At 43.5% G+C, this 17503-nt stretch carries 8 protein-coding genes; 6 read left to right on the top strand and 2 right to left on the bottom strand.

Features of this window, described 5'->3' with window-relative positions:
- Positions 1-15 precede the first annotated feature (15 nt).
- Positions 16-2604 carry a DNA mismatch repair protein MutS gene (gene mutS / locus DW182_RS12225; RefSeq protein ID WP_044154794.1) on the bottom strand — a complete coding sequence of 863 codons (2589 nt, stop codon included), beginning with the start codon at positions 2602-2604 and terminating at the stop codon, positions 16-18.
- Positions 2605-3057: 453 nt separating this feature from the next.
- Between mutS and DW182_RS12220 the strand changes: the two genes are divergently transcribed.
- A complete protein-coding gene (locus DW182_RS12220; RefSeq protein WP_118295698.1) occupies positions 3058-4539 on the top strand; it encodes a beta-glycosidase in 1482 nt (493 codons plus the stop codon).
- A gap of 143 nt (positions 4540-4682) precedes the next feature.
- On the top strand, positions 4683-5117 hold the full coding sequence (locus tag DW182_RS12215; RefSeq protein WP_118295748.1) for a DUF6078 family protein: 435 nt from the start codon (positions 4683-4685) through the stop codon (positions 5115-5117).
- A 171-nt stretch (positions 5118-5288) separates the two neighbouring features.
- Here the strand turns inward: DW182_RS12215 and DW182_RS12210 are convergent, their stop codons facing one another.
- Complete coding sequence (locus DW182_RS12210; RefSeq protein ID WP_118295697.1) at positions 5289-9332, bottom strand: hybrid sensor histidine kinase/response regulator transcription factor; 4044 nt, start codon at positions 9330-9332, stop codon at positions 5289-5291.
- Between the two features lie 200 nt (positions 9333-9532).
- On the opposite strand from DW182_RS12210, the gene DW182_RS12205 reads away from it, so the two are divergent.
- The 4 genes from DW182_RS12205 to DW182_RS12190 all read left to right on the top strand — a co-directional run bounded on the left by DW182_RS12205 (position 9533) and on the right by DW182_RS12190 (position 17498).
- A complete protein-coding gene (locus tag DW182_RS12205) occupies positions 9533-11044 on the top strand; it encodes a hypothetical protein (RefSeq protein WP_118295696.1) in 1512 nt (503 codons plus the stop codon).
- Positions 11045-11063: 19 nt separating this feature from the next.
- Positions 11064-14102 carry a TonB-dependent receptor gene (locus tag DW182_RS12200; protein WP_118295695.1) on the top strand — a complete coding sequence of 1013 codons (3039 nt, stop codon included), beginning with the start codon at positions 11064-11066 and terminating at the stop codon, positions 14100-14102.
- A 12-nt stretch (positions 14103-14114) separates the two neighbouring features.
- On the top strand, positions 14115-15773 hold the full coding sequence (locus DW182_RS12195; RefSeq protein ID WP_118295694.1) for a RagB/SusD family nutrient uptake outer membrane protein: 1659 nt from the start codon (positions 14115-14117) through the stop codon (positions 15771-15773).
- Positions 15774-15893: 120 nt separating this feature from the next.
- Positions 15894-17498, top strand: coding sequence for a glycoside hydrolase (locus tag DW182_RS12190; protein WP_118295693.1), 1605 nt, complete (start codon positions 15894-15896; stop codon positions 17496-17498).
- The last annotated feature ends 5 nt before the right edge of the window (positions 17499-17503 follow it).

Raw genomic sequence — 17503 nt, 5'->3', positions numbered from 1 at the left:
ATTCAGGAAAACGATCTATTTCCCTTTTACAATCCTCTTAATATCATTCAATTTATTCAACGCCTCCAACGGCGTCAGGTTATTCACATCCAGATTCAATATCTCATCCCGTATCTGGCAAAGGACCGGATCTTCCAATTGGAAGAAACTAAGCTGCATGCCCCCACGCGTTTCTCCCACTTCCGCCATCGGCTTACTTGCAATACCTTGCTGGCGATTATCCGCTTCCAGCTGCTTCAATATGTCATTCGCACGTTTTACAATGCTTTTCGGCATACCCGCCATCTTTGCTACATGGATACCGAAAGAGTGTTCACTGCCGCCACGTTCCAGTTTACGCAAGAAGATAACTTTATTATCCACCTCCTTAACGGAAACATTGTAGTTCTTGATACGCTTAAAGCTCTTCTCCATTTCGTTCAATTCATGGTAGTGCGTAGCAAACAATGTACGTGCTTTGGCTTTAGGATGCTCATGGATATGCTCCACAATCGCCCAGGCGATAGAAATACCGTCGTAGGTAGATGTACCTCGTCCCAGCTCATCAAAGAGCACCAGGCTGCGCGGAGACAGGTTATTCAGGATATCTGCTGCCTCATTCATCTCTACCATAAATGTAGATTCTCCAACAGAAATATTATCGCTGGCACCCACACGAGTGAATATCTTATCCACCAAGCCAATATGCGCACTCTCAGCAGGTACGAAGCTACCGATCTGTGCCAACAGCGTTATCAGAGCCGTTTGCCTCAACAATGCAGACTTACCAGCCATATTCGGACCGGTAATGATAATGATTTGTTGCGAACTGCTATCCAGCATCACATCATTGGCAATATATTTTTCCCCTATAGGAAGTTGCTTCTCAATAACCGGATGGCGTCCCTGGCGAATATCCAGTACATCGTTATCTTCAATAACAGGACGTATATAGTTATTCTCACGCGCCACATTGGCAAAGGAAAGCAGGCAGTCCAGACGTGCTATCTGGTTTGCATTGACCTGGATGGCAGGAATAAACTCACTTAAAGCCTGTACAAGCTCTGTATAAAGCTGAGTCTCCAGGATCAATATCTTATCCTCGGCGCCGAGTATCTTTTCTTCATACTCTTTCAGCTCCTGCGTGATGTAACGTTCGGCATTTGCCAGAGTTTGTTTACGTATCCACTCCTGCGGAACTTTATCTTTGTGCGTATTACGGACTTCTATATAATAACCAAACACATTGTTGTAGCCGATCTTCAAGCTAGGAATTTCCGTCAGTTCACTTTCCCGCTGCTGTATCTGTAGCAGATAATCCTTACCGGAATAAGCTATCTGGCGTAATTCATCCAATTCGGCATTGACGCCCGACTTCATGACACCACCTTTGTTTATCAGCAACGGAGGATCATTATTAATCTCTTTTTCAATACGGTCGCGAATGGACTTACAGATATTCAGTTGCTCACCGATACGGTTCAGACTGGCGTTATCCGCCTCCATACAGGCTTCTTTGATAGGTTCGATAGCCTGCAAAGCCACCTTCAACGCAACTACTTCACGCGGAGAAACACGCCCTACAGCCACTTTAGAGATAATACGTTCCAGATCGCCTATCAGATGCAGCTGTTCTTCGATCAGTTCCTTGAAATCCGGCTGACGGAAGAAGTATTCCACCACATTCAGACGTTCATTGATAGGCAACACATCTTTCAACGGAAACACCAACCAACGTTTCAGCAAACGGGCTCCCATAGGGCTGATAGTCTTATCAATCACGTTCAGCAGGCTACTGCCGCCATCGTTCATGCTACCCACCAGTTCAAGGCTGCGAACGGTGAACTTATCCAAACGGACGTATTTATCTTCTTCAATACGTGCCAAAGAAGTGATATGTCCTATCTGGGTATGCTGCGTCATAATGAGATATTGCAGGATAGCTCCCGAAGCAATAATACCATTCTTGAGATGCTCTACACCAAAACCTTTCAGATTCTTCGTTTCAAAATGCTTCAGAAGTTTCTCACGGGCAGTGGTCTCTGTAAATACCCAGTCGTCCAGTTCAAAAGTAAAGAACTTACTTCCAAAGTTACCCTCAAACATACCCCGTTTTCCACGTTCAAAAAGCACTTCTTTAGGAGCGAAGTTATTCAATAGCTTGTCTACATAATCGAAAGGCCCTTCTGCTGTGAGGAACTCACCCGTAGATATATCGAGAAATGCCACACCGCACGCTCCTTTACCAAAGTGTACGGCAGCCAGAAAGTTATTTTCCCGGTAATTCAGTATATTATCATTGATGGAAACACCGGGAGTTACCAGTTCCGTAATGCCCCGCTTCACCAGCTTCTTGGTCATTTTCGGGTCTTCCAACTGATCACAGATGGCCACACGCTTCCCAGCACGCACCAGTTTAGGCAGATACGTATCCAATGCATGATGAGGGAATCCCGCCATTTCAACAGTCTTTCCTTTGCCATTGGCACGCTTAGTCAGAGTAATTCCCAGAATTTCGGCTGCAACAACAGCATCGGTAGAATAAGTTTCATAGAAGTCGCCGCAACGGAACAGCATAACGGCATCAGGATGCTTGGCTTTCAGGTCCAAGAACTGTTTCATCATCGGGGTAAGGACAATATCTTCTTCGCTCACAGTAGTTGTTCTTTATAAATTTATTAATAGGCAAAAGTGCAGCTTATTTTCGCAGCCATGCAAAGATAATTCTTTTTTAGAAAACAAATACTGAGGGGACTCAAATCCTTAGTAAGCCTTAACAAAAACAATACTTTTACTAAAACATGTTATAAAACACTCTTTTTTATTTGTTTTATTTGCAGATATCCCAGAAGTCCGTATCTTTGCACTGTGTTTTTCATAGTATTAGATTTAAGGTTAACAAAGGTTGGAGTACAGCGGTACTCCTTTTTTTATGCCCATACGTATTTTTATGCCCATACGTAACGTCAGACAGTAAAATAACCTTCACTTGAACTGATTTGTCCCCCTTTTTGCGCCTTTTGTACACCTGGTAATAGCAACTATTTTGCTTAATTTGCATTCAAAAGATTTATTACCATGAAAAAGAAGAAAATGAAAAAAGTATTTCTCTATTGTCTGGCAGCCATCTTTGCCACCGGAACCTACGCCCAAACTTATAACTGGGTGAGCAGCACAGAAGCCAACATCTGGCAACAATCTAAAGTAAAGTTACAATTGAGTACTAAACAGACTCCGCTCTTAGAAATCAGCGGAACGGAAGAAGGCACCACATTCAAAGCATGGGGAACCACCTTCAACGAACTGTGCTGGGATGCCTTGAACATACTCACCCGTGATGAACAGGATAACCTTCTAGAAAAAATGTTTTCCCCACAAGGAGATTTACGCTTCACAAGAGGAAGAATTTCGATGAATGCGAACGATTATGCCCGCGACTGGTATAGCTGCGACGAAGTATCGGGCGACTTCCAACTGAAGTATTTCAACATTAACCGTGATAAGCTGGCAATCATTCCTTTCATCCGTGCGGCACAAAAGTACAATTCCGGGATGACATTCTGGATTTCTCCCTGGTCTCCTCCCAGCTGGATGAAAATCAACCATGACTACCCGGTGCGTAGCGACAAGACCAATAAAATGTCCCCGGAATCGAACATAGCCCTTTACGAAGACAATACTGAAAAACGTGAAGATGTGTTCCCCAAACAGCTGGCTGTAAACGACTATATGATACAAGACCCCCGCTATCTGCAGACGTATGCCAACTATTTCTGCAAATTCATTGATGCCTACAAAGAACAGGGAATTCCTATTGATATGGTCATGTATCAAAACGAGGCATACAGCTACACTCCTTATCCCGGTTGTGCCTGGACTGCCGAAGGCACCGTGCGCTTTAATGTGGAATATCTGGCTCCTACACTGAAAAAGTATCACCCGGAAGTGAAACTATACCTCGGCACCTTCAATACGAACCGTTACGACTACGTCGACAAGATACTTTCCGACCCGCGTATGCCGCAAAGCATCGAAGGCATAGGTTTCCAGTGGGAAGGCGGACAGATATTGCCGAAAATCCGCAAAAAGTATCCCCAATATAAATATGTACAGAGTGAAAGCGAATGCGGTGGGGGTACCTTCGACTGGAGAGCGGGCGAACACACCTTCCATCTGATTAACCACTACCTGGGTAATGGCTGCGAAGAGTACACCTTCTGGAACAATACCCTCTGCGATAACGGTGAAAGCCCCTGGGGTTGGAAACAAAATGCTTTGATACATGTTGATTCAAAATCCCGTACGGCAACTCTTACACCGGAGTATTATGCTGTAAGACATTATAGCCAGTTCGTAACACCCGGTTCACACGTTATAGCTTACAAGCCTTCAACAGAAGGAAGAACACCGGTTTTGGTAGTGGAAACTCCGGAAAAGAAAAAGGTAGTGATAGCCGGCAATTTCAACAATGAAGCCAAGAAAATAACCCTGAAATTAGGCAACCGATATCTGAATGTAGAGCTCCAGCCACATTCGTTCAATACGTTCGAAGAGAAATAAATTGATAAAAGTAATCATTATCCGGGTAATCGTATCCGAATAATGATTACTTTTGCCATGAAATACAATCGTAGTCATCACAAAAGAAACACTGAGCTTCTATTTTGAATAAAGATAACTGCCTTGGAAACAACAAAACAATCATGGAAGAAGAACATCATTTTACGAACGTACCCTACAATTACCCCTTATGCCTCAACCGTCAGTGTCCCAAAGCATCTACCTGCCTGCGGCAACTGGTAGAGCAAGAATTGCCGGACAGCGTGGAGTACTGGGTAATCATCAGCCCCAAATACCAGGCTAAACTGAAGGGTGCATGTCCCCATTATCGCTCCAGTCAAAAAGTGCAATATGCCAAAGGCTGCATAGATATCCTTGATAACCTGCCCCACAAGCAAAGACAACTCGCCATAATCCATCTGATGGAATACTTCAGCCGAAGAACCTATTACCGCATTCGCAAAGGCGAACGCCTCCTCAGTCCTGCCGAACAAAGGGACGTACAGAAAATCTTAAAACAGTGCGGTGCAACCGGAAAACAAGAGTTTGATGCTTACGTAGAAGACTACGAATGGTAGCAATCTCCCCTATCTACAGGTTAGTGATCTCTCATCTATATATCCATGTTTTTGCCATGCTTGTGGCACAGCTTTGCCATCGTAGTGGCACAACACTGCCACGCCCATGGCACGACTGTGCCAATGCGGTGGCAAGAAGTTGGCACATTGTATTATTACCACCTGTCCCCTTTACGGCTGTTTCAGATAATCTGAAGGCAACACCCCGAACTCCTCCTTAAAACACTGTCGGAAGTAAACCACACTATTTATGCCTACTCTGAAAGCAATCTCGGAAACATTATACCGACCTTCCAGCAATAAACGTTCGGCATACTGCATCTTTATCTTACGAACATACTCATTGGTAGACAACCCCGTCAATGCCTTCATTTTACGATACAATGTAGATTTACTCATGCACATGTTATCAGCCAGATAACCTATATCTATCTTTTCGGACGACAAACGGTCCTCTATCAACCGGTTTATCTTTTCAAGGAACTCATTATCCAATTTGTTCAGGGAGTCTGCCAGTAAAGCGCGTTTCTCATCCATATTGTGATGCGGGGTATTGGTATTAAAACGCTCTGCCAATCGCTTGCGAGACTCAAGCAAGTTGTTGATGCGACTATGCAGAAGGGTAGCACTGAAAGGTTTTGTCAGATAAGAATCAGCCCCTACTTGATAACCTTCTTCCTTATCCTGCAGAGAGTCTTTAGCAGTCAACAGGATAATGGGGATATGACTGGTACGTACATCTTCTTTCAACATTTTACACATCGTAATTCCGTTCATTATGGGCATCATAATATCACTTACGACAATATCGGGAATACAACTCAATGCTTGCTCCATGCCTTGCTGCCCATTTGCAGCTGTTTTCACTTCAAAATCATCGGAGAAAGATTCAGCAATATAATTACAGATGTCTTGATTATCTTCCACTATCAACAATATTCGCTTTCCGTTGGAGGTTGACTCCAGAACTTCCTCTCTTTCTTCCTTTCCATCTACTGACGTCCTCTCTGGTGAGTCAGCATGCAATACATGAGGGTAGGTATTGTCCGTCAATAAATAAACATAGAAAGTGCTGCCTGTTCCCAAGATACTTTCCACCCGTATCTCCCCCTCATGCAATGTCACCAGATTTTTCACTAATGCCAGCCCGATACCTGTACCCGAAGCCTGATGGCCGCCTCCTTCCTGATAATAACGGTTGAAAATATTGGGTAACGCCTCGGGAGTAATGCCAAAACCCGTATCACTTACTTTTATTTCAGTATAATTGATATTATCCCGTACCACATTACGTAGTCCCAAGCCGATAGAGCCTTTTTCAGTATACTTAATAGCGTTGGAAATGAGATTATCTAGAACAATAGTCACCACTTCTTTATCAAAATACAGAGGCATATCGTCTTTTTCCAGCTCAATATGGAATTCAATGTCCGGCTTACGGTTCAGTTCTTTATACTTAAGTCCTATTTCGTACACCAGATTGGCTATATTGTCATGAGCCACGCAAAGTTTCTTATTCTGCGTTTCCGTCTTCCTGAATTCCAGTATCTGATTGATCAGATTTAGCAATCGTATCGCACTCTGATGGATAACTGATATCTTTTGAGCATCCTTGCTGGAAAGCGAATTGCTCTTCTGCATATCTTCCAGCGGCCCCAGTATTAAAGTCAGCGGTGTACGAAGCTCGTGCGTGATGTTAGTATAAAAACGCAGACGCTCCTGATTCAATTCTTGTTCCCGCACATGGTTCTTCTTTTCCAGATCATAGAGAACTTCCATGTCGAGCTTTTTTTTGTAAGCATAAAGAATGAGGAACAGAATAGTACCACTCAACAATATATAGCTGCATTTTGCCCACCAAGTCAGCCACAAGGGAGGAACAATATGGATATCCAGCGTTGTAACCTCATCGGACCATTCCTGGTTCTTAACACGGGTTTTTACCAGAAAATGGTAATCGCCGGGAGGTATATTACGGAAAGTAACACTATTGGGATCCGTCACCGTATACCATGCATCTTCAAGCCCTTTCAGCATATAAGCATACTCCACCTGATTGACTAACGCATAATTCCGTATATTAAAAGTGATATTGAAGCTGTTCTGCATGTAACCCAGCCTTACTTTCGACTGTCCGTCAATAGCTACCACTTCTTCATTGCTTCCCGCATTGCCTAAAGGAGCAAATATCTTCATCTCTGTAATGACAGCCGCAGGAGCTTCACGTTTTGCCAGAACAAAATCCGGATTAAAATGGCACAATCCGTTAATAGAGCCGAAATAAATCTCCCCATTCTGATCCTGCGCTACACTACCACTCATAAAGTTTCCCATCGGCACATTATCCCAGTGGTCATAATTATAGAAGATTCCTTTATCCTGCACTAAACAACTGATTCCCCTATTTGTACTCACCCAAATATTATGGTTAGCATCTTCCGTTATAGCAAGTATGTGAGTATTGGTCAAACCTTCTTCACGACGGTAAACCTTATATTCCCAATCGGGCAATGAAGAAAAACATACCAGCCCTTCTCCTGTTCCGACCCATATATTCTTCCTGCTGTCTTCATAAATAGCATTGATAGTATTGGAAGGAAACAGGTTCTCAATATTAAAAAGCTTGATATCCTGTAACTCACTATTCCCCACTCCCAGTCCGCTGCCAAAAGAACCTACCCACAAATGTCCTTGGGAATCTTTCAGGACACAACGAACCAGATTATTCTCAAATTCATAATGCCCTATAATCTTTTTATCAGCCAGATCGACCTTGTAAATGCCACAACTGGTACCAATCCACAAAATACGCTGATCGTCTTCATAGAACGAACGGATATCCTCATGTTCTATTTCTCTGAGGAAATTCCGATAAAACATCTTTCTTTTTGCATCGTAATAATTCACACCACCCATAAACAAGCCAAACCACAGATTATCTTCCGAGTCACGCAATGAAGCCAATACGGAATTTCCTCCCATATCTTCTGTATCTTCCAGATAAACAGCTACCCGCTTGCCTTTATCAAAGACATTAATTCCGCCTCCATCTGTCCCGATCCACAATTTGTCCTGACTATCCACACAAATGCTACTTGCTGTTTTATTATTCAAACGGCTTATGGAGTTCTGATTGGGAGAATAGTAATAACCGCTAAACAATGGTGGTTCATAGCTTAGGAAATTTATGCCGCCACCCCATACACCGGTCCATATATTCTTAAATGAATCCTGAAAAATACACCTCGCACTTGAGTTAGACAGACTGTATCCATCGTCTCCTTCCCTGATATAATGAAATTGGGTCTGCTCAGGCAACAGGAACAAACGTTGCGACAAGTCCATTATAGCTATTCCACCAAATTCCATGGCTATCCACAACTTATTGCCGTCAAGCTGCCGGATGTCATAAATATAATGTGAAAGATTCCCATCTGAATTAAACTGAATAAAATTTTCCGATTCCGGATTAAACAATGCCAATCCCTTATTCGTACCTACCCAGATATTATGGTTCATATCCTTATACACACATCTCACTTCATTACCCGGCAAACTATTCCGGTTATTCGGATCATGAACAAAGTTTCTTACCTTCTTATCTTTTATGGAAAGAATACTGAAGCCGTGATGTACATGTCCTATATACAGTTTACCATTACCTCCGTCGGCCACAGTCCAGATATTATCACTTGCCAGTCCTGGCACGGTTGCAGTATTGTAATGAGAAAAATGGCCGGTTTCTTTATCAAAGTATTCTATTCCTTTCCAATAAGTAGTTACCCACAAATTTCCATCATCTGCAGCAACAATATTGGTAACATCATCCGTAATGATGCTTTCAGGTGCAGCCTCATTATGCCGATAAAATGTAAAAGTATCGTTTACATAATCATAGGCATTTAGTCCGGCTCTTTGCGTACCAATCCACAAAATGGAGTCCTTCGGATCGTCCAACAGGCAGTTCAATTCATTTCCTGTAATACCATATCCGTTCCTTATTTCATTCTTATAGTAAGTAATGAAACGTGTTCCATCGAATTTATTCAAACCTTCTTCGGTTGCAAACCATAGAAAGCCCTCCTTATCCTGGGCTATACTAACTACATAGTTATTAGATAATCCCTTCTCTATCCCTAACTGCCTGACAGCATAAGGCTGCGCTGACAAAAGGATAGGTATCAACAAGAAATAAAGTAAAAATCTGCTTTTCATGACATCAGTTTTCTATTGCAATTCAAAAATAGAAATAAAATCTCTATTTCAGATACACAAATCGTTCATTGCACGATTTACATCCCCTTACTGCAAGATTTATACAGTTTGAGAAGCTAAATATAGCTTACATTTGCATTACCTAAAAGTGATATTTTAGTAAAGAATGTATCAATTGTTTAACTTTAAAAGTAATATTTATGAAGAAGCATTTCTTTAATGCCACCCTATTCTGGGCATTTTTATCGCTGGCTTTATGGACTACAGGATGTAGCGATGACGATGGCTATCCTGATGTAGACGGACAAGCTCCCTCTATAGCATTGACTGCCGACCACATCCAAACAGCAACCGGTCGAACGTTCACGCTTGCAGGAACCATTACAGATGCTGATGGAATTTCAACTATTCAATTGCAATGTGCTGACCTGAATCTCAACAAAACAATCGATTTGATCGAGATTTACGACAAACCTCTGGATACCTACGAGTTGAGTTATGACTTTAAAATCCAAGCTAATGAGATTGGCGAACAATTCACAGTAAAAGTAACAGTAACAGACGTAGGCGGACGTACCGTATCACAAGATGTACGGGTAACATTAGACGGAGACTTTGAAAATCCTGTGTTTGCTATTGCACCTGCAAACGGTAGCATGGTTACTGCATTATTGAGAGAGGGTGAGACCCCAAAATTCACTATGAATATCTCAGTAACTGACGATCGCGCACTGGATTATCTTATGCTTAACATTGAAGGCATCGAAGAATATACAAATCTGAAAGTGGATGCTGATGGCAGCAAAGCCTTTGAACATGCCTTTGAGATTACAATGCCTGCTGAAAAGAAGGATTATCCGATGACTATCACTGTTTACGACAAGACAGGAAAGAGCTCAACCGTTGAATGTACTGTATCTGTAACTGATGTACAGGACTTTGAAAAGATGTACCTTGCTGATGTTGCTACTGAAGCAGAACTGAATAGCGACGTATTCGGAGTACCGATGCGCATTGGCCATGTAGGTGAATACCAATACCAAGCTCTCTATTATTGCCAGAAGGCTAATACTGAAATCTTCTTCTTGCCGCAAAAAACAAGTTTCTCTCCTATTTGCTACGGTATCGACCCGGCAGATGAAACCATGCTGACTGATAACCCGGTGCTTGCCAAACCTATTGTTTTGACTGAAGCTAATGTATATTATAAAATCAATATCAACATTTTGCAGAAGACGTATGAAATAGAAACTTATTCACTCGAAGATGCTACGGATCCATGGCCTGCAAATATGGTATACGGATTACCAACGATGGACAAATGGAATGACGGCGGTAGTACAATGATGGACTTTACGTTCGGTATGACATCGAGCAATCCTACTGAGGTTGTTTCTTTCAAACAAGATGCCACCAACCCGCACCTCTTCTATAATGAGCCGGTGACACTGACCGGAGGAGAATCTATGAACTTCATCATTCACAATTATCATACAGATCAGTGGTGGAACTTTGTACGCTGGTGTAGTGATACTTCAGAAGACCCCGAAATCTTCGGTTATTATACCGGAAGTACATTCAAAAATGAAAAGTACACCGGACCTACAACTACACAGGATGTCTGGTCTAAACCCAGAGTAACCACCACAGGATCCTACCAGTTCTGGTTTGACTCCCACCTGGGCAGAGCGAAATTAGTACGAGTAAATTAACCTAATAATAGTCTGACAAATGAGAAAGCAACTATTAATTGCATGTCTTTTATTACTGTCCATATGTAGCTATGCGCAACAGGTAACAGTAAAAGGTATAGTAACTTCAGCTACCGATAAGGAGCCTCTGATTGGAGCTACAATTCAAGTGAAAGGTGCCGGTACAGGTACAATAACTGGCATCGACGGTGATTACACGTTAATGAACGTGCCATCGAATGCCGTGCTTGTGTTCTCTACAATTGGTTATGACACACAAGAAATCAAAGTGAACGGACAGACTACCATCAACGTTGTGCTGTCGGAATCCTCCGAGTTGCTGGACGAAGTGGTAGTTATCGGATATGGTGCCGTAAAGAAAAGTGACCTGACCAGTTCTATCGCCACAGTTAAAGGAGAAGAAATCACCGAAACTGTGACTGGTAATGCCATGGATGCCTTACAAGGTAAAATCAATGGTGTACAAGTTACTAGTGGTGGTGGTCCGGGTACACAACCCAAAGTACTGATCCGTGGTGTCACTACAGTCAACGGAACCGACCCGCTCTACGTAGTAGATGGCATGCCGGTAGGTACAAATATCAACTTCCTGAACAGTAACGACATACAGTCTATGGAAGTTTTGAAAGATGCTTCAGCTGCTGCTATCTACGGAACACGTGCCTCTAACGGTGTAATCCTGATTACGACCAAGAAAGGTATCGCTGGAAGAACAAACATCAGTTTCAGTGCATCGGCAGGTTTCCAAACATTATCCAAACCCAAAGTGGCAAATGCGGCTGAATATAAGGAAGTGTTCAACACCCGCTACACCAATGATGGAGGTACCTCTATCTGGAATGATACCGGTGCTACTACCAATCCTAATGGTACTGACTGGTGGGACGAAGTAATCAATAAAACTGCCCTGGTACAGAACTATTCGCTTAACATTTCCGGTGGTAATGACAAGTTGGTCTATAACCTCAGTTTAGGCTATTTCCGCAATGATTCACAGTACGATTACGGATACTGGGACAAAATCAATGCCCGCCTCAATACAGAATATACTTTCAACAAGTACATTAAAATGGGTTTTGACATTGCACCCCGCGTAGAGTCATGGGATGATACCCCCAATCTCTTTTCGGCTGCCATGTCAATGGACCCGACAACTCCCGTGTTCAAACCGCAAGATCAGTGGGTAGACAATGAGTTTAACAACTACCAACGTTCTTACAACAATCAAGAATGGAATCCTGCCGGTTCGTTATCACGCCAGAATGGTCATTCACGCGAAATGGGTGCCATTGTGAATACCTACCTACAGATCAACCCTATTGAAAAACTTACTTTACGTACGCAATTCGGAGCTAATGCTCATTTCCGCCGCTCAGATGGATTCACACCCGAATTCTATATCGATGCTTTGGAACAGTCTACATTGAGTAATGTTTCCCGTGAGATGCAGGAATGGCTCGACTGGAACTGGACTAATACCGCTACATACTCTGATACTTTTGCCCAGAAACACAACATCAATGTGATGGGTGGTTTCACAGCAGAACGTTTCGCATGGTTCCAAGCAAAGGCTTCACGCGATGATGTGCCTAATAACATGGACATCATGCAGGAAGTGAATGCCGGCACGCAAAATCAGAAAGGTGACGGTACTACCACCTACAGTACGCTAGTTTCATATCTGGGACGTATCATGTATAATTATGATAACCGTTACTACCTGACGGCATCAATCCGTGCCGATGGTTCTTCCCGTTTCCCCAAAGGTAACAAGTACGCTATCTTCCCCGCAGTATCTGCTTCATGGCGTATTATCAGCGAAAGCTTCATGCAAGACCAGAAGGTATTCAGTAACCTGAAGTTACGCGGTGGATGGGGACGTGTAGGTAATCAAAATATCGACAATGACGCTACCCTAACCTTACTGGGACAGGCGGATTATGTATTCGGATCAACTCCCGGCCGTGTGCCCGGTACCATGATATCAGGTGTAGGAAACAATCAGTTGCAATGGGAAACCGTGGAAGACTGGAACGTAGGTGTAGACATGTCATTTCTTAATTCCCGTTTGGGTGTAACTTTTGAATATTTCCAAAAGAAATCCAGCAACATGCTTTATCAGAAACAGAATATCTTCGCTATCGGTTATCCCGACTGGAATAGTACCGTATGGATGAACATCGGTAGTATGAAAGCTAGCGGTTGGGAATTGAGTCTGAATTGGCAAGACAAGGTATCTGACTTCTCCTATAATGTAGGTTTGAATCTCTCGGCTGTGAAAAACAAGGCTATCAAATTTTCAGGTGACGGCCCTATCCAAACCGGAGGTTTCAACAGCGACCAGATTATCCGTAACGAAGACGGAGGTTTGATTTCACGATTCTACGGTTATGTAGCCGACGGTATCTTCCAAAACTGGAGCGAAGTATATGCACACACCAACGAACACGGAAAGCTGGTACAAGATAAGGCACAACCGGGTGATATCCGTTTCAAGGACTTGAATCATGACGGTGTACTGGACGAAAACGATAAAACATGGATCGGTAATCCTTATCCCGATCTTATGGTAGGCTTGAATTTGGGCTTCAATTACAAGAACTTCGATTTCACAGCTAACTTCTACGGTACTTTCGGTAATGATATTTTCAATAAGACTAAAGGATTGTATTCAGGTGTGAGCGGACAAAACGTCTGGGCAGGTACTTTGGAAAAAGCATGGCACGGCGAGGGTACCAGCAATGATATTCCACGTTTGTCATACAATGATTTGAATCAGAACTACACACGTGTATCAAGTTTCTTTGTAGAAGATGGTTCATACATGCGTTGCAAATTGTTACAAATAGGTTATACTCTGCCCAAGAAACTGTTGCGCGGAACAGAGTTGCGACTTTCATTCTCAGCACAAAATCCGTTCACCATCACCGGTTATTCGGGTATGGACCCTGAACGTCCGCAGATTGGAAATAACGGAAGTGTAATCGAGACAGGTATCGATGGCATTGCCTATCCTAATCCACGTACATTCTTATTTGGTATTGACTTTAAATTTTAATCCTTGACAACAATGAAACAGATATTAGCAATATTGACATTGATTGCCTCGTTGACATTCACCTCTTGCGAGGACTTCCTGACCGAGGAAGTACGCGGGCAACAAAACCTCGATACTTATTTCCAGAGCGTAGAGGAAGCCGAGTCATTCATCACCGGTTGTTACCAAGCTATCACTTTTGGTGGTTGGTGGAACATTAATACCGTATGGTTGCTTTCCGAAATGTGCAGCGATGACGGTTGGATGGGAAATACTTCACAAAGCCAAAGCGATTATATCTCTTTGGCACATTATCAGGGTACAGGTCAAAGCAACGGTGCCATCTCAAACTTCTGGCAATACCGTTATAAAGGTATCTTACGTTGTAACGTAGCCGTAGAACGTATCTCACAATCTGAATTTTCAGATGAAGATATGAAGAACCGCCTTACAGGAGAAGCACGATTCCTGCGTGCATATTTCTACTTTGAGCTAGTGAGGAACTTTGGTGGCGTACCTCTCGTTACGAGCTTCCTGCTGCCCGAAGAAATACAAGGTATCACCCGTGCTTCTGCCGAAGAGGTATATAAATTCATTGAAGACGATCTGAAAGCTGCTGCTGAAGTACTGCCGAAACGCAGTGAATACGCAGCCTCCGACATGGGACGCGCTACCAGTGGCGCCGCTCTGGGACTATTGGGTAAAGTTTATCTTTATCAGGAAAAGTGGCAAGAAGCACACGATGTGCTGAAAACAGTCATCGACAGCAAAGAATACAAACTGCTTGAAAACTTTGGTGATGTGTGGAGCGTTGACCATAACAACAGCGAGGAAGGTATCTTCGAAGTACAATACATGTATGACGGTACTTATTCTTTAGGTGGTGCATTGACAGTAATCACCGGTGCACGTAACGGTCCCGGCGACGGATGGTCTTGGGGACAACCTACCGCCAATCTGGAACAGGCCTATATCGATGCAGGTGATACCGAACGCCTTCGTTGGACTATCATCAAAAGCGGATGTACCGAAATTGCCGGAGAAGATAACTTTGATAAATTTATCGAGAACAGTAAAGACATGGCCAATTACAAGACTTATATCGAGAAATATAATTGGGATCCCAATTGTTATATAATCGACCCGGCACAACATAAGTCTGCACGTATCGTCCGGAAATATTTCGTACCCATCGACAAACGTCCGGAAGTGTACAATATAGACAAGATTCCTTTGGATCACCGTATCCTGCGATACGCCGATGTATTGCTGATGTATGCTGAAGCCTGCAACGAATTGAATGATGATGCCACAGCGCGTAAATACCTCAATGAAGTACGTAACCGTGTAAATCTGGCCGATGTAAAATCCAGCGGTAACGATCTTCGCAAAGCCATCCGTCTGGAACGTCGCTTGGAATTGGCGTGGGAACAAAACCGTCTCTATGACATCCGCCGTTGGACTGATGATAATGGCAAGAAAGTCATTTCCAATCTGCTGGGAGCCAATGGTACTTTCGTAAAATATAATACTGATGCTGCTACTCGTGACCTCTATGAATGGGAAAACCAAGGTGAAGCAAGCACCAAAGGTATCAGTTTTGATGAGAGCCGCGACATGGTATTCCCCATTCCTTTGTACGAGATTACTATGTCCAATGGTTCAATTGTTCAGAATCCGGGCTGGAATTAATCCCTTCCGGATAAGGAAACAGATTGTTACAGTGGTAAATTCTTCAATAGGTTAATTCCATATTTTCTGCCGCGGGTAGTTCACAGGATTATTCGCGGCAGTTTTTATAAAACAAATATCATGAAATTCAAGCACTATATTTTTTCTTCTCTACTACTTGCTTTCACAGCCTGTAGCGACGACACCCCCGGCTCTCCGGAACCCGAACCGGAACAGCCCGGCACAAGTGTCGAGAAATTGGTTACCATCAATGCCGGACGTACCTACCAGACCATTGCCGGATTCGGAGCATCTGACTGCTGGACACCATCCTACGTAGGCAAGTATTGGACCGGAAGCCGTGACAAAATCACCGAACTGCTTTTCTCATCAGAAATACAGGCAGGTAGTCCTAAAGGCATAGGTCTCTCCATGTGGCGTGTAAATCTGGGTGGCGGAAGTGCCGGTCAAGGCGATGCAAGTGGTATCACTGATAAGTCACGCCGTGCCGAATCCTACCTGACAGATAATCTGGAACTTGACTGGACACGGTGTGAAGGCCAACGTTACTTCCTCAACCGCGCCAAAGAACTCGGTTGCGAAAGCATCGTACTCTTCAGCAATACCCCGCCCGTACAATACACTTATAACGGCAAAGGTTTTTCTAATCGGGGAAGCGTATCCAACCTGAAAACCGAACATTATACCGATTTCGCCGCCTACATGACCGACGTAGCGGAACATTACATAACCGAAGGGTATCCTGTAACACATATATCGCCCGTCAACGAGCCACAGTACAACTGGGATGGCGGTCAGGAAGGCAGTGGATGGACCAATGATGAAGTAGCTGCATTGGCACGCGAATTGGATCAAGCACTCACAGAACGCAACCTGACCACTGACATTCTACTGGGTGAATCGGGTGACTGGGAATATCTCTATAAAACCAAAGATGACGCCAATCGCAGCAACGTATTATCAGCCTTCTTCACACCCGGAGCGTCATCTTATGTAGGAAACCTGAGTCATGTGAAGAACCTTATCTGCGGACACAGCTATTGGACCGACGGTACTTGGGACGGTATGCGTAGCGTACGCAGACAAGTAGCACAAGCTGCACAAAAATACAACATCGACGTATGGCAAAGCGAATGGAGCATGCTGGGAGACAACTACAGCAACACAGAATTCATAGGCTATGATAATGCCACAGAAATGGATATTGCATTCTACATGTCGAAAGTGATACATAACGACCTCACGGTAGCAGGAGTATCCTCATGGAGTTACTGGACTTCTATGGACGTAGCCCGCTGGGGACATAAAAACCGCTTCTTGCTGATATCACTCGTACCTGGTGGCGGGATTGACGACAATAATGCAAATATTGAACAAGAAGGTACCTTCCAGCCCACAGCCACACTCTGGGTATTGGGTAATTATAGCCGTTTCATCCGCCCCGGTTACCAACGTATCAACATGACCCTGACCGAATCGCTCAACTTCTTTGGTTCGGCATGGATAGCACCGCAAAAAGACAAAATAGTAGCTGTCTTCACCAACATGTCCAACAAGAACGTCCGTTTGAGCGAAACGCACGAAGGATGGAGTAACGAAGCTACCTCCATTACTACCTATACCACTACAAGCAATAAAAATCTGACAGAAACCACCATATCCGGCGGAGAATCTGTAATTTTGGAGGCAGAAAGCGTAACGACAGTAGTGTATAATCTTAAATAATCACC

Origin of the sequence: Bacteroides sp. AM16-24 (genome assembly GCF_003471885.1) — a bacterium.
In the GTDB taxonomy this organism is placed as follows: Bacteria; Bacteroidota; Bacteroidia; order Bacteroidales; family Bacteroidaceae; genus Bacteroides.
Note: the sequence above shows the minus strand (reverse complement) of the source record. Positions and strands in the feature narration are given on the sequence as shown.

What these genes read in the sequence shown, in the direction of transcription:
- DW182_RS12190 (WP_118295693.1), top strand. Translation starts at nt 15,894, where the DNA reads ATGAAATTCAAGCACTATATTTTTTCTTCTCTACTACTTGCTTTCACA.
- DW182_RS12215 (WP_118295748.1), top strand. Translation starts at nt 4,683, where the DNA reads ATGGAAGAAGAACATCATTTTACGAACGTACCCTACAATTACCCCTTA.
- DW182_RS12210 (WP_118295697.1), bottom strand. Translation starts at nt 9,332, where the DNA reads ATGAAAAGCAGATTTTTACTTTATTTCTTGTTGATACCTATCCTTTTG.
- DW182_RS12200 (WP_118295695.1), top strand. Translation starts at nt 11,064, where the DNA reads ATGAGAAAGCAACTATTAATTGCATGTCTTTTATTACTGTCCATATGT.
- DW182_RS12220 (WP_118295698.1), top strand. Translation starts at nt 3,058, where the DNA reads ATGAAAAAGAAGAAAATGAAAAAAGTATTTCTCTATTGTCTGGCAGCC.
- mutS (WP_044154794.1), bottom strand. Translation starts at nt 2,604, where the DNA reads ATGATGAAACAGTTCTTGGACCTGAAAGCCAAGCATCCTGATGCCGTT.
- DW182_RS12205 (WP_118295696.1), top strand. Translation starts at nt 9,533, where the DNA reads ATGAAGAAGCATTTCTTTAATGCCACCCTATTCTGGGCATTTTTATCG.
- DW182_RS12195 (WP_118295694.1), top strand. Translation starts at nt 14,115, where the DNA reads ATGAAACAGATATTAGCAATATTGACATTGATTGCCTCGTTGACATTC.